A 19,598-nucleotide genomic window follows, 5' to 3' on the forward strand; every position below is an offset into this window, starting at 1 on the left:
CGTGGTCTACAAGAGCGTGGTGCGCAACGTCCTGTTCCGGATGCACGGCGGGGACGCGGAGCGCATCCACGAGACCACCCTGCGGGCGCTGAGCGCCGTCAGCCCGCTGGCGAAGGCGGTGCGCCGCAAGCCCGCCGCCGAGCGCACGGTGTTCGGCGTGCGGTTCCCCAACCCGGTCGGCCTGGCCGCCGGCCTGGACAAGAACGGCCGCGCGCTGCCCGCGTGGGGCGCGCTGGGGTTCGGGTTCGTCGAGGTCGGCACGGTGACGCGGCACCCGCAGCCGGGCAACCCCAAGCCGCGCCTGTTCCGCCTGCGCGACAGCGAGGCGATCATCAACCGGATGGGCTTCAACAACGACGGCGCGCTGGAACTGGCCAACCGCCTGGACCGGCTCGGGCCGCTGTCGGTGCCGCTGGGCATCAGCCTGGGCAAGTCGAAGGTGACGCCGGTCGAGGAGGCCGTCGAGGACTACCGCGCCTCGCTGCGCGCCCTGTACCGGCACGGCGACTACTTCGCGGTCAACATCAGCTCCCCCAACACGCCGGGCCTGCGCAGCCTCCAGGACCGCGGCGCGCTGACCGAGCTGCTGTCCGCGCTGGACGAGACGTCCGGCGAGCTGGCCGGGTCGGGCCGGCGCAAGCCGCTGCTGGTCAAGATCGCGCCCGACCTGACCGACCAGGCCATCGGCGAGGTGCTGGAGGTGTGCGCGGCGCACGGGGTGGCCGGGTTGATCGCCACCAACACCACCCTGTCGAGGGACGGCCTCGCGCCGGCCGACCAGCCCAGGGCGGGCGAGGCGGGCGGGTTGAGCGGCCGTCCGCTGGCCGCGCGGGCGCGCGAGGTCGTGCGGTTCGTGAGCCGGGAGACCGACGGGAAGCTGCCGGTCGTCGGCGTGGGCGGGATCTTCGGGGCGGACGACGCCAAGGCCATGTTCGACGCCGGGGCGAGCCTGGTGCAGGTCTACACCGGGTTCATCTACGAGGGCCCGGGGCTGGTGCGCCGGATCGTGAAGGCGCTCTAGGGCTGGGCGGGGCGCGCGGCGCGCAGCCAGCGCATGATCGGGTGCAGGATCACCACGAGCAGCGAGCCCCACACCAGGCCGCCCAGTTCCAGGTCGCCCAGCTTCAACGTCAGGTCGCCCACGCCCGCCACCAGGGCCGCGCCGCCGACCAGGGCGTTGCCGGGGTTCGTCAGGTCCACCCGGTTGTCCATCCAGATGCGCACGCCGACCAGGCTGATCAGGCCGAGCAGGACCAGCGTCGCGCCGCCGACCACGCCCGCCGGGACGGTGGCCAGGGCCGCGGTCGCCTTCGGGGAGAACGCCAGGAGCACGGCGAACACGCCGGTCACCGCGTAGGCGGCCGTGGAGTACACCTTCGTCACGCCCATGACGCCGATGTTCTCCGAGTACGTCGTGGTGCCGGTGCCGCCGCCGAAACCCGCCAACGTGGTGGACAGGCCGTTGGCGATGATCGAGTCGCCGACGCTGCCGTCGAGGTTGCGCCCGGTCAGGCCGCCGACCGCCTTGACGTGGCCGACGCTCTCCGCGACCAGGACGATCACCACCGGCAAGACCAGCAGCGTCACCGACGGGCGCAGCTCCGGCGCGTGGAAGTCGGGCAGGCCGACCCAGGCGGCGTTGCCGACGGCGTCGGTGTTCACCACGCCCAGCACGAAACCGAGGACCCAGCCGACGACCACGCCGAGCAGCACCGAGAACCGGAAGAACAGGCGCCGGCCCAGCACGCCGCACAGCAGGATGATGCCCATCGTCACCACGGCGGGCAGCGGCTGCTCGGAGAACGAGTCCGTGGCCCGGTGGGACAGGTTGAGGCCGATCAGGATCACCACGGCCCCGGTCACGACCGGCGGCATCACCGACTCCAGGAGCCGGACGCCCAGGGCCTTGACCGCCACGCCGAGGATGATCACCAGCAGGCCGGCCGCGACGACCCCGCCGAGCTGGGCGGCGACGCCCTCGCTGCGCGCGGCTTCCAGCGGGGCGATGAACGCGAAGGACGCGCCGAGGTAGCTGGGGACCCGGTTGCGGGTGATGAGCAGGAACAGCAGCGTGCCCACGCCGGAGAAGAGCAGGGTGGTGCTGACGGGCAGACCGGTGGTGGCGGGGACGAGGATCGTGGCGCCGGCCATGGCGGCCAGGTGCTGGGCACCGAAGCCGATGGTGAGCGGCCAGCTCAGCCGCTCCTCGGGCGCGATGGCGTCACCGTCGGTGGTGCGCCCATCGCCGTGCACGGTCCACAACGCCACTCAATGCCCTCCCCGGCGACCAGGCCGAACGCCGTTGTCCGACCAACGGATCCTGCCACGCCATGTAGTGGGCGAGGCCAGATAACGGTCTGATAATCACACGATTGCAGCAAGGGATACCAGGCCCAGTGCCACTTCAGCCCAACTCGACTACGCAACGTGATCCAACACCCGTTCGTGCGGATGGCCCCATCATGGCGCGACCGGGAACTTGACCTTCCACCAGGGGGAGCACCCAGGGTGGGCGCCATGAGCGGTGACACTTCCCTCACCATCGGTGACCTCGCGCGACGCAGCGGCCTGTCGGTCAAGGCGGTCCGGTTCTACGCCGATCGGGGGATGGTGCCGCCGACGCACCGCGGACCGACCGGCCACCGCCGCTTCGACCACGCCGCCGCGGCCCGCCTGGACCTCGTGCGGACGTTGCGCGACCTGGGCGTGGACCTGGCGACCATCCAACGCGTGCTGGACCGGGAGACGACCGTCGCCGAGGTCGCCGCCGCGCACGCCGACGCGCTCGACGCCCACCTCCGGGTGCTGGTGGGGCGACGGGCGGTGCTGCGCCGGTTGGCGACGAACCCGGAGGAGATCGACGTGGTGCACGACCTGGCCCTGCTGTCCGCCGACGCCCGCCGGGAGTTGGTGGCGGGTTTCCTGGCGGAGGTGTTCGCCGGCCGGTCGGGCGTGGAGGGCATCGCGCGGACCCTGACGCCCGAGCTGCCCGACGACCCGGAGCCCGCGCAGGTGGCGGCGTGGGTGGAGTTGGCGGCCCTGGCCCGGGACCCGGGCTTCCGGACGCTCCTGGCCCGTCTGACGGCCCGCTACGGGCGGCTTGGCGAGTCCGGCGGCGACGGGTCCGGTCGGTCGGGCGGGTCCAGCGGGTCCGGCGGCGACGGGTGCGGTTGGTCGGGCGGCGGCGGGTCCGGTTGGTCGGGCGGCGGCGGGTCCGGTGGGGTGCGGCCCGACGCGGTGGCGGTGGTCCGCGACCGGGTGCGCCCGCTGCTCGCACTCGACCCGACGGCACCGGAGGCGGGCGAGGTGGTCGCGGAGCTCACCGACCGCTTCGGCGACGGCCTGGCCGAGCACCTGGAGGCCGTGAACGACCCGCGCCGCGAGCGCTACCTGACCCTGTTGGCCTTGATCAACGGCTGGGCCGCGCCGGAGAGCACGCGCGCCGAGGTCGACTGGTTCCTGCGCGCCTCCCACCACCACACGCGGTGAACTGTCGGTGCCGCGTGCGATGATCGAACCGGGGGCCGGAGGCCGCGCCCAAGCACGACAAACCCGCCAAGCCGCCCGCGCCGCGCTCGACAGCCGCACTCAACGCCGACCGCCCAGCCAGCCGCGCCGCACTCAGCGCCAGCCGCGGCACAACGCCGGCCGCCCGGCAGTCAGCGCCGGCCGCCCAGCCAGCCGCGGCACAACGCCGGCCGCCCAGCCGGCCACGCGGCACAACGCCAGCCGCCCAGCCCGCCGCGCGGCACAACGCCAGCCGCCAGCCGGCCGCGCGGCACAACGCCGGCCGTGTCGGGCTCAGTTCCAGCGGGGTAGGTCGCGCATGGCCGAGGCCAGGCCGGCCAGGTGGTCGGTCGCCTCACCCAGCACCTGCCGCGGGTTGGACGCCGTGCTCTCCGCCAGCACCCGCCCCGCCGCCGCCACCAGCCCGCAGTAGCCGTCCACGCCCTCGTCCAGCTGCTCCCGCAACCGCCGCACGCCCTCCACCAGCGCAGCGCGGTCCAGGGGCGGGGCCGTGTCGCGGGCGCGTTCCACCGCCTGCAACTGCTGGGACACCGCGCGCAGGGCCGACGCCGCCTCCGCGCCGGTCGCCCGCGCCTGCACGACCGAGTCGGTCGGCACGGACGTCAGCGCCGCCGAGTCGATCTGGTGCAGCAACTCGCGCAGCGTGTCCTCGGCCTCTTCCAGGCGCTCCATCGGGCCGCGGGCCGCCGACGACCGCGCCGGCAGGGGCGTGCGCACCGGGGCGATCGCCAACTGCTGCCGGGCCGCGTCGATCTCGCGCATCTTGCCGCGCGTGCGCAGCGCCAGCACGCCCGTGCCCGCCGCGCCGCCGAAGGCCACCACGGCGAAGGCCGTGTGGATGCCCACCGCCAGCGCCAGGCCGCCGACGACGGTCAGGATCGACAGCACGATCAGCCAGAACGTGAGCGCGCGGCTCGACCGGCGGTAGCGCCGGTCGAGCTTCGCGCGCGGGTCGTTCCACGCGGCGAACCGCCTCTTGACCTGGTCCGCGAGTTGACCTTGCAGCTGGGCGCCGACGATCTGGGCGATCTCGCCCGCCGCCTTGCGCGCGGGGTGCTCCATCGCGGACCCCACGCTCAGCTCTGGCTCGCGGGCGGGTTCTGCTGGGCCTGCTGCGCACCCTGCGGCGCGCTCTGGGCCTGCTGCACGCGCTGCGCGATCTCCTGCTGGATGCTCGCCGCCGCGCTCTGCGACTGGCCGCTGGTCACCTCACCGGCGACCTGCCCGCCGCGCATCGACGCCCGGATCTGCTCCAGCCGCGACGAGCCCGCCATCTGCGTGGTCGACTGCTGGACCTCCAGCATCCGGCCCTGCACCGAGTTCTGCGCCAGCTCCGCCGACCCGAGCGCCGTGGTGTAGCGCTTCTCGATCTTGTCGCGGATCTCGTCCAGCGACGGCGTGTTGCTCGGCGCGGCCAGCTCGGTCATCTGGCGCAGCGAGTTGGACACCTGCTCCTGCATCTTCGCCTGCTCCAGCTGCGAGAGCAGCTTGGTGCGCTCGGCGAGCTTCTGCTGCAGCACCATCGCGTTGCGCTCGACCGCCGACTTGGCCTGCTGCGCGGCCTGCAACGACTGGTCGTGCAGCGTCTTGAGGTCCTCGATGCTCTGCTCGGCCGTCACGAGCTGGGTCGCGAACGACTGGGCCGCGTTCTCGAACTCCTGCGCCCGCTGCTCGTCGCCCTTGGTCCGCGCCTCGTCGGCGAGGACGAGCGCCTGGCGCGCGGACGCCTGGAGCTTCTCGACCTCACCGAGCTGCCGGTTGAGCTTCATCTCCAGCTGGCGCTGGTTGCCGATCACGGCGGCAGCCTGCTGCGACAGGGCCTGGTGCTGCCGCTGCGCCTCCTCGATGGCCTGCTGGATCTGCACCTTCGGGTCGGCGTGCTCGTCGATCTTGGACGAGAACGCCGCCATGAAGTACTTCCACGCCTTCACGAAAGGGTTGGCCATCTCCTACGCCTGCCTTCTCCGCACTTCCCTGGCTCGCGCTCGTGACTGGCAACGACCCGGTGCCGGTGTTGGTTCCATCGTGTCAGTTGTCCCGTGCCGCTTCCACCGACCTGGGGAGATATCCGGGTTCACCCTGAGTCACCCCTGAAACTTCGGCGTCGACATGGTCATCCTGCCGCTCCTGTGCCGGGGTGGACGCGGCGACCCCGCCCCCGGTTGCCAACTCGTTGCAGTGTGACGAAACCCATGCTCGGACGCAGCGCCCGCGCGCATGCGACGAAGCCGAGCCGGTGTGCCCCGGCTCGGCTTCGTCGTGAGCAGTGCTCGGCTTACGCCGCCACCACGGCGCCGCGCGGCTCGATCGACGTGGACAGCCGGTGCGTGAGCATCGGCTGGATGCGCAGATCGGACAGGTCGTTGCCGATGACGGTGGGCACCAGGGTGCCGCCTTCGAGGCTCGGCGCGGTCGGACGCTCGGTCCGCTCGGCCAGCTCCGCGGGCGTGGGCACCGGCTGCGTCACCGCGCCGATGTCCGACGCGACGAGGTGCAGCAGCTCCGACAGGGGCAGGTCCAACGCCTCGCAGATGGCGGCCAGCAGCTCGCTGGACGCCTCCTTGCGGCCACGCTCCACCTCGGACAGGTACCCCAGGCTCACGCGGGCGGTCCTGGAGACCTCGCGCAGCGTGCGGCGTTGGGTGGTGCGGGCATGGCGGAGCCGATCACCGATCGCCTCGCGTAGCAGCACGGTCATCGCGCGCCTCCTTCCGGCCGGCCGTGCCACCACGTTACCGACCCGTCCCGTCGACGGGCAGTGACTTCGGTGCACGTCCGCCACAAGCGAACGACTGAACCGGCCCCGTTGTTCCCGCGGGGCCGTCCCGGTGTGACCGGGATTGCGCTGCTCAAGTCACGCTCGGGCGATCTTCAGGTGGTCCTCCAGAAGATCGAGTGCGGCGATCACGGAAGCGTGGCGGACTTCGTGACGATCACCACCGACAGTGATGGTTTCGACCGCCGAACCGGACGGACCGGACAAACCGATGTGGACCGTACCCGCTTCGACCCCGTCCTGCGGGTCGGGCCCGGCCACCCCGGTCAGCCCGAGGCCCCACGTCGCCCCGCAGCGCGTCCGCGCGCCCTCGGCGAGCTGCCGGGCCACCTCCGGGTGCACCGCGCCGTGCTCGGCCAGCAGCGCCGCGTCCACGCCCGCCAGGGACGCCTTCAGGTCGGTCGCGTAGACCACGAGCCCGCCGCGCAGCACCGCGCTGGCCCCCGGCACGGTGGTGATCTCGGCGGCCACCAGCCCGGCCGTCAGCGACTCGGCGGTGGCCACGGTCTCCCCCCGCGCCTTGAGCGCGGCGACGACGTCCACGGCGCTCACGCCCCGGCCACCGCCCTCTTCCCGCGGGCACGCAGCCGGAACGCGCGCACCACGTAGTCCACGCCGGTCACAACGGTGAGCACGACCGCCGCGTACATGGCCACCACCGCGATCAGCTCCAGGTTCGCGGGCAGCGGCAGCAGGTAGAGGCCGATCGCGACGATCTGCACCAGGGTCTTGGCCTTGCCGCCCCGGCTGGCCGGGATCACGCCGTGGCGGATCACCCAGAACCGCAGCAGGGTGATGAACAGCTCGCGCACCGCGATCACCACGGTGATCCACCAGGGCAGCTCGCCCAGCAGGCTCAGCCCGACCAGGGCGGCCCCGGTGAGCGCCTTGTCCGCGATCGGGTCGGCGATCTTGCCGAAGTCGGTGATCAGGCCGTGCTTGCGGGCGAGGTTGCCGTCCACGTGGTCGGTGACCGACGCGACGGCGAAGACGCCGAACGCCGCCAGCCGCCACCAGTAGGAGCCGCCGTCCTCGGCGAACAGCAGGTAGAGGAACACCGGCACGAGCACCAGCCGGGACATCGTCAGCACGTTGGCGATGTTCAGCACCGGCACGCGCGCGGGTTCTGTCACCTCGGGAGCACCTCGATCGCGGTGACCACCAGGTCCACGCCCTCGGCGGCGTCGACGCGGCAGCGCACCAGGTCACCGACCCGCAGGCCGTCGGCGTTGGTGATCACGCACTCGCCGTCGACCTCGGGCGCCTGGTGGGCGGCCCGGCCGACGCAGTCGTTCTCGTCGTCCTCCTCGGTCTCGACCAGGACGACGACCTCCTCGCCGACGCGGTCCTCCGCGCGCTGGGCGGTCAGCTCCTCGACCAGGTTCGAGATCCGCGCGACCCGCTCGGCGATGGTGTCGGCGTCGAGCTTGCCGTCGAGGGTCTCGGCCTCGGTGCCGTCCTCGTCGGAGTAGCCGAACACGCCGACGGCGTCCAGGCGGGCCTCGGTCAGGAACCGCTCCAGCTCGGCAACGTCCTCCTCGGTCTCGCCGGGGAAGCCGACGATGACGTTGGACCGGATGCCAGCCCGCGGCGCCAGCGCCCGGATCTGCTCGACCAGGCCCAGGAACGACTCGGTGGACCCGAACCGGCGCATCCGGCGCAGCACGGCCTCGCTGGAGTGCTGGAAGGACATGTCGAAGTACTGGGCGACGTTCGGGGTCGTCGCGATGGCCTTGACCAGCGACGGCTTGGTCTCGGCGGGCTGGAGGTAGGAGACGCGGACGCGGTCCGCGACCTGCGCCAGGCGTTCCAGCAGGTTCTCCAGGCCGCCCAGCTCGCGCGGCAGGTCCTTGGCGTAGGAGGTGGAGTTCTCCGAGACCAGGAACACCTCGCGCACGCCCTGCTCGGCCAGCCACCGGGCCTCGGCCACGATCTCGTCGGGGTGGCGGGACACGAACGCGCCCCGGAAGCTCGGGATGGCGCAGAACGAGCAGCGGCGGTCGCAGCCGGAGGCGATCTTCAGCGGGGCGACCGGGGTGTCCTCCAGGCGGGTGCGCAGCACGCGCGGGCCCCACCCGTGGCCCGGGACCTGCACGTCCTCGGCCGCCTTGGGCCGCTGCACGGGCGTGAGCGGCAGCAGCGTGCGGCGGTCCACCGGCTTGTGCGACTCGATGGTCTTGCCGTCCAGGACGTCGTCCAGGCGCTCGGCGAGCTTGTCGTAGTGGTCGAAGCCCAGCACGGCCTGCGCCTCGGGCAGGCTGTCGGCCAGCTCCGCCCCGTACCGCTCGGCCATGCACCCGACGGCGACCACCTTCGCGCCGCTGTCGGCGGCGGCGAGCAGGGTGTCGACGGAGTCCTTCTTGGCCGACTCCACGAAGCCGCACGTGTTGACCACGACCACGTCGGCGTCGTCACCGTCGACCAGCTCCCAGCCGCCGGCGGTGAGCCGGCCGGCGAGCTCCTCGGAGTCGACTTCGTTGCGGGCGCACCCGAGGGTCAGCATGGCGACGCGCTTGGCCGTGGTGGGGGAAGACACGGTGCTCAGGGTAGCCGCCCTGGGTGTGAACGCCGGACGTCAGCGCCCAACTGCCGCTCACCCGATCACCGCCATCGGCGACCCGGATGCCCACGAGCGGCACGACGGGACCGCCGGGAGCTACGTTTGCACCGTGAACGACCCGATCAACGTGCGCCGGGCGCGCACCGGTGACGTGCGGGCCATGAAGGCGCTCATCGACCTGTACGCGGGCAAGGTGCTGCTGTCCAAGCCGCTGGTCACGCTGTTCGAGGACATCCAGGAGTTCTGGGTGGCCGAGGAGGGCGGCGAGCTGCTCGGGTGCGGCGCGCTGCACGTGCTGTGGGAGGACCTCGCGGAGATCCGCACGGTGGCCGTGGCGCCGCAGGCGCTGGGGCGCGGGATCGGGCACCGGCTCGTCGGGCGGCTGATCGACACCGCGCGCGAGCTCCAGCTGTCCCGGGTGTTCGTGCTGACGTTCGAGACCGAGTTCTTCAGCCGGCACGGGTTCGTGGAGATCGACGGCACACCGGTGTCGCCGGAGGTCTACGAGGAGATCATGCGGTCGGCCGACGAGGGCGTGGCGGAGTTCCTCGACCTCTCTTACGTGAAGCCGAACACCCTGGGCAACTCGCGGATGCTGCTCCACCTCTGATTGTTCGAGTGTTCACTCGAACAGTGTTGACTCGTTGAGCCACGCGCCGGAAGGATGGGCGCGTGCAGCTCACCGTGGACGAGCTGGCGGTCCGGGTCGGGCTGCCGGGCAGCACCATCCGCATGTACCAGACCAAGGGCGTCCTGCACCCGCCGCGCCGGCAGGGGCGGGTCGCCTACTACGACGAGTCCCACATCGAGCGGTTGACGCTGGTCCAGCGGTTGCAGTCGCGCGGGTTCTCGCTGCCCGCGATCGCCGAGCTGGTCAAGGCCCGGGAACAGGGCGCGAGCGTCGCCGCGGTGCTCGGCGTCGGCGACACCGAGGGTCCCGACGACTGGGTGCGCGTGCGGGTCCGGGACCTCAAGCGGCTGGTGCCCACCGGGGACATGCGGCCGGCCGTGCTGCGCCGCGCCATCCAGCTCGGGCTCGTGCGGTGGCGGCGGGGGTGGCCGCACACCCGGCGGTGGGCGCTGGAGGCCGGGAACCGGCTGGCGGGGCTGGCCGTGCCCGCCGAGGACGTGCTGGACCAGTTCGCGGGGCTGCGCCGGGCCACCGACGGCATCGCCGCCGACTTCGTGGAGGTGTTCGAGCGGCGGCTGTGGCCCCAGCTGGACGGCAAGTCCGCCGAGGAGGACCAGCTCGACCGGGTCCGGGCGCTGCTGGTCGAGCTGACCTACACCGCCGAGACGGTGGTCGTCGGCACGCTGCGCGAGTCGATCCGCGAGGCCGCCGAGGAGTTCGCGCGGCGGCACGGGCTGCTGCCCGGCGGCGACTTCCGACCCGCCTGGGCAGAGGAACCCGTGCCCATCGCCGAACGTCTCATCGACACGGAGAACGAGATACCGGACGAGACCACCATCCGCCGGTTCCTCGACCAGGGCGACGAGCCCTCCTGAGCGTGCCAGGGGCGCACGAGCCGGTTCGGAGGGGTTCGGCTCGCACGTCCGACGACGGGGCACGACGGTGCCCGGCGGACCGCGAGAGGCCCGCCGGGCACCGCGAACGTTCACCCGGTGTTGCTCTCGCGTGAGCCGATCGGGGCTGTCGGATGTCGATCAGCCACCGGTAGGAACGTTTTCACGGCCATTCCTCACGAGGGGGAACACCTGTGAAAACCCTGCGCTCCGCCGCCACCGCCGTCCTCGCCACCGCCGCCTTCCTGCTCGGCGCGGGCGACGCCCGAGCCGCCATCGACGCGCCGGCCGTGACCGACGACTACCTGTTCGGTCGCACGCTGGCCCAGTTCGGCTCGATCCGGGCGCAGACCCCGCACGCCGACCAGCTCGACTGGTCCTCCGACGGCTGCTCCTGGTCGCCGGACAACCCGTTCGGCTTCAAGTTCCTGCCCGCCTGCCACCGGCACGACTTCGGCTACCGCAACTACAAGCGCCAGTCCCGGTTCAACGAGACCACGCGCCTGCGCATCGACGACAAGTTCAAGGCGGACCTGTACCACCAGTGCGCCGGGAACTGGACGTGCGACCGGACCGCGGACCTGTACTACCAGGCGGTCCGCGAGTTCGGCGCGAGCTGAGACCGGGGCGGGTCAGTCCTCGTCCGGGGCCGGCCCGCCCTTGATCAGGTACACCACCGAGTCCAGCTCGTCCGGCTTGATCAGCACCTCGCGCGCCTTCGACCCCTCCGAGGGACCGACGACGCCGCGCGTCTCCAGCAGGTCCATCAACCGGCCCGCCTTGGCGAAGCCCACGCGCAGCTTGCGCTGGAGCATCGACGTCGAGCCGAACTGGGACGTCACGATCAGCTCCGCCGCCTGCAACAGCAGCTCCAGGTCGTCGCCGATGTCGGCGTCGATCTCCTTCTTCTCGCCCGCCTTCGCCGCGGTGACGCCGTCGGTGTACTCCGGCTGCGCCTGGAGCTTGGTGAAGTTGACGATCTCGGCGATCTCCTCGTCGCCGACGAACGCGCCCTGGACGCGCACCGGCTTGGACGCGCCCATCGGCAGGTACAGGCCGTCGCCCATGCCGATCAGCTTCTCCGCGCCGGGCTGGTCGAGGATGACCCGCGAGTCGGTCAGCGACGACGTGGCGAACGCCAGCCGCGACGGCACGTTGGTCTTGATCAGGCCGGTCACGACGTCCACCGACGGCCGCTGGGTCGCCAGCACCAGGTGGATGCCCGCCGCGCGCGCCTTCTGCGTGATGCGGACGATGGCGTCCTCGACGTCGCGGGGCGCGGTCATCATCAGGTCGGCCAGCTCGTCCACGATCGCCATGATGTACGGGTAGGGCCGGTACACGCGCTCGCTGCCCGGCGGCGCGGCGATCTCGCCGGAGCGGACCTTGCGGTTGAAGTCGTCGATGTGGCGCACCCGGTTGACCTGCATGTCCTGGTAGCGCTGCTCCATCTCCTCCACCAGCCAGGCCAGCGCGGCGGCGGCCTTCTTCGGCTGGGTGATGATGGGCGTGATCAGGTGCGGGATGCCCTCGTACGGCGTCAGCTCGACCATCTTCGGGTCGATGAGGATCATCCGGACCTCGTCCGGCGTCGCGCGGGCGAGCAGCGACACCAGCATCGAGTTCACGAAGCTCGACTTGCCCGAACCGGTGGAGCCGGCGACCAGCAGGTGCGGCATCTTGGTCAGGTTCGCGGTGACGAAGTGGCCCTCGATGTCCTTGCCCAGCCCGATGACCATCGGGTGGTTGTCCTTGACCGTGCTCGGCGAGCGCAGCACGTCGCCCAGCCGCACCATCTCGCGGTCGCTGTTGGGCACCTCGATGCCGACCGCGGACTTGCCCGGGATGGGCGCGAGCAGGCGGACGTTGTCGGTGGCGACGGCGTAGGCGATGTTCTTGGTCAGCGCGGTGATCTTCTCGACCTTCACGCCGGGGCCGAGCTCGACCTCGTAGCGGGTCACCGTCGGGCCGCGGGTGAAACCGGTGACCTGGGCGTCGATGGAGAACTGGTCGAGGACGCCGGTGATCGCCTCGATCATCTGGTCGTTGGCCTTGCTGCGGGCCTTGGGCGCGTCGCCGTCCTTGAGGATGGTGGGCGGCGGGAGCTGGTAGTCGCCCTCGACCGCGCGCACGGCCATCGTCGGCTGCGGCTTCTCGGGCTCCGCCTTGGGCTTGGGCTTCGGCGCCGGGCGCGGCGGTGGCGGCGGCTGTTCCTCCGCGGGCGCCTCGTCCAGCGGCAGTTCGGGTTGCTCGTCGGGGGCGGAGGCCTGGCGGCGGCGCGACGGGCGGCGCAGCCGGACCGGCTTGTCCTCCTCCGCCGGCTGCTCCTCCTCGCGGCCGAACCCCTCCAGCCGGTCGTCGGTCCGGCGGCCGGCGAGCAGCGAGCCGAGCTTGGCGGGCACCTCGCGGATCGGCAGGTGCGCGAGGACCAGCACGCCGTAGGCGAAGATCAGCACCAGCAGCGGCCCGGCGACCCACGGCGTCAGGCCCTGGGCGAGGAACCCGCCGGCGAGGTAGCCCAGCGCGCCGCCCGCGCCGCGCCGCTCGACCGGGTCGGTCGGGAGCCCGCCGACGAGGTGGAACATGCCGAGGAAGCCGACCGCGACCAGCACGCCGCCGATCACCAGGCGGGGCCGGGCCTCCGGGTCGGGGTCGGTGCGCATCAGCGTGACGCCGACCGCGAGCAGGACCAGCGGCACGATCATCGCGGGCGCGCCCACCGAGCTGCGCACGGCGACGTCCACCCACTGCCCCACCGGACCGCCGGCCTGCCACCACACGCCCGCGCCGGTGATCACGGCGGCGGCGATCAGCACCAGGCCGAGCCCGTCGCGCCGGTGCTCGGGGTCGAGGTCCTTGCCCCGACCGACCGCGCGGACCACGCCGCCCACGCCGCGGCCGAGCAGGCCCCAGGCCCTGGCGACCGAGCCCCCTCCGGCGGGCTTGCGGGGTGCGGGGCGGGACCGGGACGTGCGCGCCCGGGGCTTCGACCCGCCTTTCCGGGTCGTGCCCTTGCCACGCGGGGATCCGGTTCGGCCAGCCATGGTTTCCAACGTTAGTCGCTCTGGTCCCACCGGCCCCAACGGTCACGGCAGGACGTGACTTGCGCTGCTCGTCGTCCATAGTTGCCCGGAATCGGTTACGGCCACACCTCGACACGCCGTAGCCTTCCCCGCTGTGTCCACACCACTGCTGTGGCGCGTGCTGACGACCATCGACCGCGGGTTCGTAGGTCTCAGCGGACGGCTGCAAGTCACCGGCGACATCCCGGCGGACCTCAAGGGCCGTCCCCTGCTGCTCGCGTCCAACCACATCGGCAACCTCGACCCGTTCGTCCTGATCGCGGCGTGCCGCGAACTGGGCGTGCACCCGCGCTTCCTGCTCGCGGGCGGCCTGCTCGACGCCCCGGTCATGGGGCCCGCGTTGAGGGCCTCGGGCCACCTGCGGGTGGACCGGGCGTCGACGTCGGTCGGCGAGGCCTACCACCGGACGGTGGAGGCGTTGCGGCGCGGCGGCGACCCCATCGCGGTGTACCCGGAGGGCAAGATCAGCCTGGACCCCGGGTTGTGGCCCGAGCGCGGGAAGACGGGGGCGGCGCGGCTGGCGTTGAGCGGTCGGGTGCCCGTGATCCCGGTCAGCCAGTGGGGCGCGCACGAGGCGGTGTACTGGGGCAACACGCACGTGAACGGGTGGGCGGACTTCAAGCCCTACCTGGTTTCTTACGTGCGCGGGCTGCGGCGGCGTCCGACGTTCAAGGTGCACTTCGGCGCGCCGGTGGACTTGTCGGACTTGCGCGACGGACGGCCGGGGGATGCGCGACGGGCGCACGAACGGATCATGCGGGCGATCACGGCGGGGCTGGTGCCGTTGCGGGCGGACGAACCGGACCTGCCGAAGTTCCACGACCCGACGCGACCCACGACGGGCAGCAGCCCTTGGCGGCCCGAGGCGGCGTAGAACACCGTGCCGCGCGGCGAACGCTCGCCGCGCGGCACGGGGCCGGTCAGACCGGGATGATCGTCGGCACGATCATCGGGCGGCGGCGGTAGGTTTCGGCCACCCAGCGGCCCACCACGCGGCGGACCGCCTGCGCGATGCGGTGCGAGTCGGTGATGCCCTCGACCTCCGTGCGCGAGAGTTCCATCTCCACCAACGAGATCGCCTGGTCCAGCGCCTTCGGGTCGTCGGAGAAGCCGCGGCCCGACACCGTCGGCGGGGCCACCGCGCGGCCGGTGTTGGAGTCCACCGCCACCGTGATCGCGATGAAGCCGCCCTCGCCCAGCACCAGGCGGTCGGACAGGGTGGACTCGCCGACGTCGCCCACCGAGAGGCCGTCCACGTACACGTGGCCCACCTCCACGCGGCCGGTGATGGAGGCCTTCCCGTCGACCAGGTCCACGACCACGCCGTCCTCGGCGATCACCACCCGGTCCTCGGACACGCCCGTCGCCACGGCCAGCGCCGCGTTCGCCCGCAGGTGCCGCCACTCGCCGTGCACCGGCATGACGTTGGACGGCCGCACGGCGTTGTAGAGGAACAACAGCTCACCCGCCGGCGAGTGGCCCGACACGTGGACCTTCGCGTTGCCCTGGTGCACGACCGTCGCGCCCAAGCGGGACAGGCCGTTCACCACGTTGAAGACCGCGTTCTCGTTGCCCGGGATGAGCGACGACGCCAACACGATGGTGTCGCCCGCCTTGATGGAGATCTGGCGGTGTTCGCCGCGCGCCATGCGCGACAGCGCCGACAGCGGTTCGCCCTGCGAGCCCGTCGAGACGAACAGGACCTCGTTCTCCGGCATGTCCATGGCCTCGTTGAGGTCCACGAACAAGCCGTCCGGCACGTGCAGGAAGCCCAGCTCGGCCGCGATGCCCATGTTGCGCACCATGGAACGGCCCACCAGGGCCACCCGGCGCTTGTACTGCGCCGCCACGTCCAGCACCTGCTGCACCCGGTGCACGTGCGAGGCGAAGCACGCGACGATCACGCGCTGGTTCGCCTTGCGGATCACGTTCTCCAGGACCGGGCCGATCTCCCGTTCCGGCGCGACGAAACCGGGCACCTCGGCGTTGGTGGAGTCGACCAGGAACAGGTCCACGCCCTCGTCGCCCAGGCGCGAGAAGCCCGCCAGGTCGGTCAGCCGGCCGTCCAGCGGCAGCTGGTCCAGCTTGATGTCGCCGGTGTGCAGGACCAGGCCCGCGGCCGTGCGGATGGCGACCGCGACCGCGTCCGGGATGGAGTGGTTGACCGCGAAGAACTCCAGCTCGAACGGCCCGAACGTGCGGCGCTCGCCGTCGGCGATCTCCACCAGCGCGGGCGTCTGCCGGTGCTCGCGGCACTTCGCCGCCAGCAGGGCCAGGGTGAACCGCGAGCCCACCACCGGCAGGTCGGGCCGCAGCTTGAGCAGGAACGGCACCGCGCCGATGTGGTCCTCGTGCCCGTGGGTCAGGACCAGCGCGTCGATGTCCTCCAGGCGGTCCTCGATCGCCCGGAAGTCCGGGAGGATCAGGTCGACGCCCGGCTGGTCGTCCTCGGGGAACAGCACGCCGCAGTCCACGACCAGCAGCCGGCCGGCGTGCTCGAACACGGTCATGTTGCGGCCGACCTCGCCGATGCCGCCCAGTGCGACGACGCGCAGACCTCCGTCGGGCAGGGCGGGCGGGGGTGACGTCGGGTTGATCACGCGTTGACTCCCAGTTCGGCCGTGACAGCGGAGACGGCCTCGATGTCCTCGGTGGATGCGGGTACCAGGGGCAGGCGTGGGTTACCCACGTCCAGGCCCTTCAGACGCAGAGCGGTCTTGGCGTAGGTGACGCCGGGCATTCGGGTGAACGGCCGCAGCAGGGGCAGCAGTTCGCGGTGGATCGTCCGGGCCGCGGCGACGTCGCCGGACTCGAACGCGTCGAGCATCGCGCGCAGCCGGTCGGCGGCGATGTGCGAGATCACGCTGACGAAGCCCACCGCGCCGACCGACAGCCACGGCAGGTTCAGCGGGTCGTCGCCGGAGTAGTAGGCCAGGTCGGTGGCCGCGATGACCTTGCTGCCCGCCAACAGGTCGCCCTTGGCGTCCTTGACGGCCAGGATGCGCGGGTGCTCGGCCAGCCGCAGCAGCGTGTCCACCTCGATCGGGGTCACGGCGCGCGGCGGGATGTCGTAGAGCATCACGGGCAGGCCCGTGGCGTCCGCGACGGTCTTGAAGTGCGCCTCCACGCCCGCCTGGGGCGGCCGGGAGTAGTACGGGGTGACCACGAGCAGGCCGTGGGCGCCGGCGGCCTCGGCGGAGCGGGCCAGGTGGACGCTGTGGGCGGTGTCGTAGGTGCCGGCGCCGCTGACCACGGTGGCGCGGTCGCCCACGGCCTGCACCACGGCGCGGATGACCTCCGCCTTCTCGGCGTCGGTGGTCGTGGGGCTCTCGCCCGTGGTGCCGTTGACGACCAGACCGTCGTTGCCCAGGTCGACCAGGTGTTTCGCCAGCTCCTGCGCCTTGTCCAGGTCCAGCGCCCCGGAGGCGTCGAACGGCGTGACCATGGCGGTGAGCACGCGGCCGAAAGGTCGGCCGGGTGAGGCGGTCGGGCATCCGGTCATGGCCAAACGCTACCGCCTGCGGTGCCCGCAACCCCCTTTGGGCTGGGCTTACACGCCCCGGTCGAGGCTCTTCACGGCGGTGACGGCGTCGCGGTCGCCGTCGTACTCGACCTCGGCGCGGGCCCGGCCGAAGGCGTGCATCAGCAGTTCCGAGACCTGACCGGACAGGATCACCGGGTTCGGACCGGCCTTCGCGGTCACCGACTCGCCGTCCGGGCGGCGCAGCACGACGCCCACCGGGCTCGCGCGGTAGGTCAGCTTCGCCACGCGGGCCAGGCCCTTCCACAGGGCCGCGTCGCGGCGCGGGTCGGGCGAGCGGGGCGACCAGTCGTCGGCCGCGCGCCGCACGTCCTCGTGGTGGACGAAGTACTCGACGGTGTTGAGCACGTCGTCGAGCAGGGCGAACGGGGACCAGGCGGGCGGGCCCGAGCGAACCAGGTCGACCAGCTCGGCCCACGGCTTGGCGGCGTAACCGTCCTGGACGCGCCGCGCGTGCGCGGCCAGCGGCTTGGCCAGGATGCCCAGGGCCGCGTCGAACCGGCGTTCGCGCAGGACCAGGTGGGCGGCGAGGTCGCGGGTGCGCCACGGGTCGCACAGGGTGGGCGCGTCCGGCCCGCGTTCGGTGAACAGCTCGCTGAGCAGCCTGCGTTCGTCCTGTGCGACGCCCATGCGCCCCACCCTACTTCTTGGCGTGCACCTGCTCGGTCAGCTCGACCCGGTTCTTGTCCCACAGCACGCAGAACACCTCGCGCGAGCCCTTGGACGCGGAGTAGCTCTCCTTCCACTCCGCCTGGGTCGGCACGACGGCGACGTAGCGCAGCTTGGCGTCCTTGCCCTCCAGCGGCACGCGGTCGGACTTGAAGACCAGCGTGCAGAAGTTCTCGGCGTACTTGCGCAGCCACTCGTCGCCCGGGTAGGCGACCTTGTCCGAGCTGCCGAACGGGCCGCCCTCCCCGTACACCTCGACGCTGTGCGCCTCGTCGCACTCGGCGCTGCCGACGCGGACCGACGGGGCGAGGAAGTTGTCGCCGCAGTAGCCCGCGTTGAGCTTGAACTCGGGCAGCGTGCCGCCGCTGCCGAAGGTGATGGTCTCGGCCATCGCGGCGGGCGGTTTGTCGGTGAACAGCCACCGGTCCACCAGGACGCCGAGGACGAGGAACGCCACCGCGCCGATCGCGGCAACCGCCGTGAGCAGCGGTTTCACCCACGGCTTGCGCCGCGGCGGGATGGTCGGCGGCTGGTACTGCATCGTGGGGCCGCCGGGGCCGGCGAACCCGCTGGGCGGCGTCGGCTGGGCGACCGCGCGGTCGAGCATGGCGCGGGCCTGCGGGCCGGTGAGGCGGGCGTTCGGGTCGGGCATGAGCAGGCCCGTGATGACCGCGCCCAGCGCGCCGTGCGCCCTGGTCAGGCGCGGCATCTCGTTCATGATCGCGTGCAGCGTGGACGCGGTGGACGAGCGCTCGTAGGGGTTGAGGCCCTCGACGGCGTAGCAGAGCGTGGCGCCCAGCGCCCACAGGTCGGAGGCGGGCGAGGCCTCGTGGCCGTGGATGCGCTCGGGCGACATGTAGGCGGGCGAGCCGATGAGGCTGCCGCTGGTGGTCAGGCGCGGGTCGTCCATCGCCTGGGCGATGCCGAAGTCGGTGAGCTTGACCCGGCCGTTGGGCTGGACCATGAGGTTGCCGGGCTTGACGTCCCGGTGCACGATCCCGGCCTTGTGCGCGGTCTCCAGCGCCGACAGCGCCTGGAGCGCGATGGAGATCACGCGGTCCTGCGGCATCGGGCCGGACTGGGCGATGATCGTGGACAGCGTGGCCGCCTCGACCAGCTCCATGACGATGTAGGTCATGCCGTTCTCGGCGACCACGTCGAACACGGTCACCACGGCGGGGTCGTTGAGCCGGCCCGCGGTGCGCGCCTCGCGCAGCACCCGTTCCTCCAGCACGCGGCGCTCCTCGGCCGCGATGCCGTCGGGCAGGTGCAGCTCCTTGATGGCGACTTGGCGCCCGATGACGTTGTCCTGCGCGCGCCACACCACGCCCATGCCGCCGCGGCCCAGCTCGCCGAGCAGCGCGTACCTGCCCGCGATGACGCGTGGTTGGGCACTCACACCTTGTGGACCTGTCACCGCTGCGCAACTCCTCGAAGCCTGGAACGGCCGAACGCTACTTCAGACCGTCGCGCGGCCCACCCGGTTTCACGGATTCGTGACTTCGCCGGGGAACACGCCCGATCAGGTCGGGAGGTTCACCTCGTGGCCGGAGTTGCGCAGGGCCTGCGTGGCGCGGCCGAGGTCGGCGGCCTTCACCAGCAGGTGGTCGGTGTCGTAGGTGGACAGCGCGAACAGGCTCACGCCGGCCGCCGCCAGTTCACCGGACAGCGCCGCCATGATGCCGGTCAGCGTGAACTCCAGCGGACCGCGCACGGTGAGCAGCCGCCAGCCCGGCTGCGCGTCGCCGCCGGCGGGGGCGTGCTCGCTCGGGCACACGATGGACAGCTCGTCCGGCGTGCGCGTCACCGACACCAGGCCCGCCCGGTCCAGCAGGCCGGGCGGGACGGCCGCGTCGGCGGGCAGCCGCGCGACCGTGTACTCCCCCGGCTGGACGTCGACGATCAGCCGCTTCACGC

General features: G+C 72.3%; 19 protein-coding genes. 6 read left to right on the plus strand and 13 right to left on the minus strand.

Going from position 1 to position 19,598, the window contains the following annotated elements; all coding sequences use genetic code 11:
• Window position 1 precedes the first annotated feature (1 nt).
• The gene (locus tag ABD126_RS15540) at window positions 2–1,021 is read left to right on the plus strand and encodes a quinone-dependent dihydroorotate dehydrogenase (RefSeq protein ID WP_343934520.1); all 1,020 of its coding nucleotides are present in this window, start codon (window positions 2–4) and stop codon (window positions 1,019–1,021) included.
• On the opposite strand, the gene ABD126_RS15545 is transcribed toward ABD126_RS15540, so the two are convergent.
• A complete protein-coding gene (locus tag ABD126_RS15545) occupies window positions 1,018–2,268 on the minus strand; it encodes a uracil-xanthine permease family protein (protein WP_343934521.1) in 1,251 nt (416 codons plus the stop codon). The two genes, ABD126_RS15540 and ABD126_RS15545, sit on opposite strands and share 4 nt — an antisense overlap.
• Before the next feature lie 249 nt (window positions 2,269–2,517).
• Between ABD126_RS15545 and ABD126_RS15550 the strand changes: the two genes are divergently transcribed.
• Window positions 2,518–3,489, plus strand: a complete 972-nt coding sequence (locus ABD126_RS15550) for a MerR family transcriptional regulator (RefSeq protein WP_343934522.1) — start codon at window positions 2,518–2,520, stop codon at window positions 3,487–3,489.
• A gap of 312 nt (window positions 3,490–3,801) precedes the next feature.
• Here the strand turns inward: ABD126_RS15550 and pspM are convergent, their stop codons facing one another.
• The 6 genes from pspM to rimO form a co-directional block, all read right to left on the minus strand.
• Window positions 3,802–4,590: a phage shock envelope stress response protein PspM gene (pspM, locus tag ABD126_RS15555; RefSeq protein ID WP_343934523.1), complete on the minus strand. Its 789-nt coding sequence runs from the start codon at window positions 4,588–4,590 to the stop codon at window positions 3,802–3,804.
• A gap of 14 nt (window positions 4,591–4,604) precedes the next feature.
• The gene (locus ABD126_RS15560; RefSeq protein ID WP_343934524.1) at window positions 4,605–5,474 is read right to left on the minus strand and encodes a PspA/IM30 family protein; all 870 of its coding nucleotides are present in this window, start codon (window positions 5,472–5,474) and stop codon (window positions 4,605–4,607) included.
• A gap of 329 nt (window positions 5,475–5,803) precedes the next feature.
• Complete coding sequence (locus ABD126_RS15565; protein WP_343934525.1) at window positions 5,804–6,226, minus strand: helix-turn-helix domain-containing protein; 423 nt, start codon at window positions 6,224–6,226, stop codon at window positions 5,804–5,806.
• Between the two features lie 156 nt (window positions 6,227–6,382).
• A complete protein-coding gene (locus ABD126_RS15570; protein WP_343934526.1) occupies window positions 6,383–6,856 on the minus strand; it encodes a CinA family protein in 474 nt (157 codons plus the stop codon).
• Complete coding sequence (pgsA, locus tag ABD126_RS15575; protein ID WP_343934527.1) at window positions 6,853–7,437, minus strand: CDP-diacylglycerol--glycerol-3-phosphate 3-phosphatidyltransferase; 585 nt, start codon at window positions 7,435–7,437, stop codon at window positions 6,853–6,855. Before pgsA ends, ABD126_RS15570 begins: the two co-directional genes overlap by 4 nt.
• The gene (gene rimO / locus ABD126_RS15580; protein WP_343934645.1) at window positions 7,434–8,807 is read right to left on the minus strand and encodes a 30S ribosomal protein S12 methylthiotransferase RimO; all 1,374 of its coding nucleotides are present in this window, start codon (window positions 8,805–8,807) and stop codon (window positions 7,434–7,436) included. The genes pgsA and rimO overlap by 4 nt, the downstream gene beginning before the upstream one ends.
• 166 nt (window positions 8,808–8,973) lie before the next feature.
• Here rimO and ABD126_RS15585 point away from each other — a divergent pair, with 166 nt between their 5' ends.
• From ABD126_RS15585 to ABD126_RS15595, 3 genes are all read left to right on the plus strand, one after another.
• Window positions 8,974–9,474, plus strand: coding sequence for an amino-acid N-acetyltransferase (locus ABD126_RS15585; RefSeq protein ID WP_343934528.1), 501 nt, complete (start codon window positions 8,974–8,976; stop codon window positions 9,472–9,474).
• A 62-nt stretch (window positions 9,475–9,536) separates the two neighbouring features.
• On the plus strand, window positions 9,537–10,370 hold the full coding sequence (locus tag ABD126_RS15590; protein ID WP_343934529.1) for a MerR family transcriptional regulator: 834 nt from the start codon (window positions 9,537–9,539) through the stop codon (window positions 10,368–10,370).
• A gap of 212 nt (window positions 10,371–10,582) precedes the next feature.
• Window positions 10,583–11,008, plus strand: coding sequence for a phospholipase (locus tag ABD126_RS15595; protein ID WP_343934531.1), 426 nt, complete (start codon window positions 10,583–10,585; stop codon window positions 11,006–11,008).
• Between the two features lie 12 nt (window positions 11,009–11,020).
• Here ABD126_RS15595 and ABD126_RS15600 read toward each other — a convergent pair whose 3' ends face one another.
• On the minus strand, window positions 11,021–13,432 hold the full coding sequence (locus ABD126_RS15600; RefSeq protein ID WP_343934532.1) for a DNA translocase FtsK: 2,412 nt from the start codon (window positions 13,430–13,432) through the stop codon (window positions 11,021–11,023).
• Between the two features lie 133 nt (window positions 13,433–13,565).
• On the opposite strand from ABD126_RS15600, the gene ABD126_RS15605 reads away from it, so the two are divergent.
• Window positions 13,566–14,345, plus strand: coding sequence for a lysophospholipid acyltransferase family protein (locus ABD126_RS15605; RefSeq protein ID WP_343934533.1), 780 nt, complete (start codon window positions 13,566–13,568; stop codon window positions 14,343–14,345).
• A 46-nt stretch (window positions 14,346–14,391) separates the two neighbouring features.
• Here the strand turns inward: ABD126_RS15605 and ABD126_RS15610 are convergent, their stop codons facing one another.
• The 5 genes from ABD126_RS15610 to ABD126_RS15630 form a co-directional block, all read right to left on the minus strand.
• A complete protein-coding gene (locus ABD126_RS15610) occupies window positions 14,392–16,071 on the minus strand; it encodes a ribonuclease J (RefSeq protein WP_343934534.1) in 1,680 nt (559 codons plus the stop codon).
• Window positions 16,068–16,973, minus strand: coding sequence for a 4-hydroxy-tetrahydrodipicolinate synthase (gene dapA, locus ABD126_RS15615; RefSeq protein ID WP_343934535.1), 906 nt, complete (start codon window positions 16,971–16,973; stop codon window positions 16,068–16,070). The genes ABD126_RS15610 and dapA overlap by 4 nt, the downstream gene beginning before the upstream one ends.
• 48 nt (window positions 16,974–17,021) lie before the next feature.
• Window positions 17,022–17,642, minus strand: coding sequence for a TIGR03085 family metal-binding protein (locus ABD126_RS15620; RefSeq protein ID WP_343934536.1), 621 nt, complete (start codon window positions 17,640–17,642; stop codon window positions 17,022–17,024).
• 10 nt (window positions 17,643–17,652) lie between these two features.
• Window positions 17,653–19,080 (minus strand): serine/threonine-protein kinase, encoded by a 1,428-nt coding sequence (locus ABD126_RS15625; protein WP_343934537.1) that lies wholly within the window; start codon window positions 19,078–19,080, stop codon window positions 17,653–17,655.
• A 123-nt stretch (window positions 19,081–19,203) separates the two neighbouring features.
• Window positions 19,204–19,596 carry an ACT domain-containing protein gene (locus tag ABD126_RS15630; protein WP_343934538.1) on the minus strand — a complete coding sequence of 131 codons (393 nt, stop codon included), beginning with the start codon at window positions 19,594–19,596 and terminating at the stop codon, window positions 19,204–19,206.
• Window positions 19,597–19,598: the final 2 nt, after the last annotated feature.

The organism is Saccharothrix mutabilis subsp. mutabilis, from assembly GCF_039521145.1.
In the GTDB taxonomy this organism is placed as follows: domain Bacteria; phylum Actinomycetota; class Actinomycetes; order Mycobacteriales; family Pseudonocardiaceae; genus Actinosynnema; species Actinosynnema mutabilis.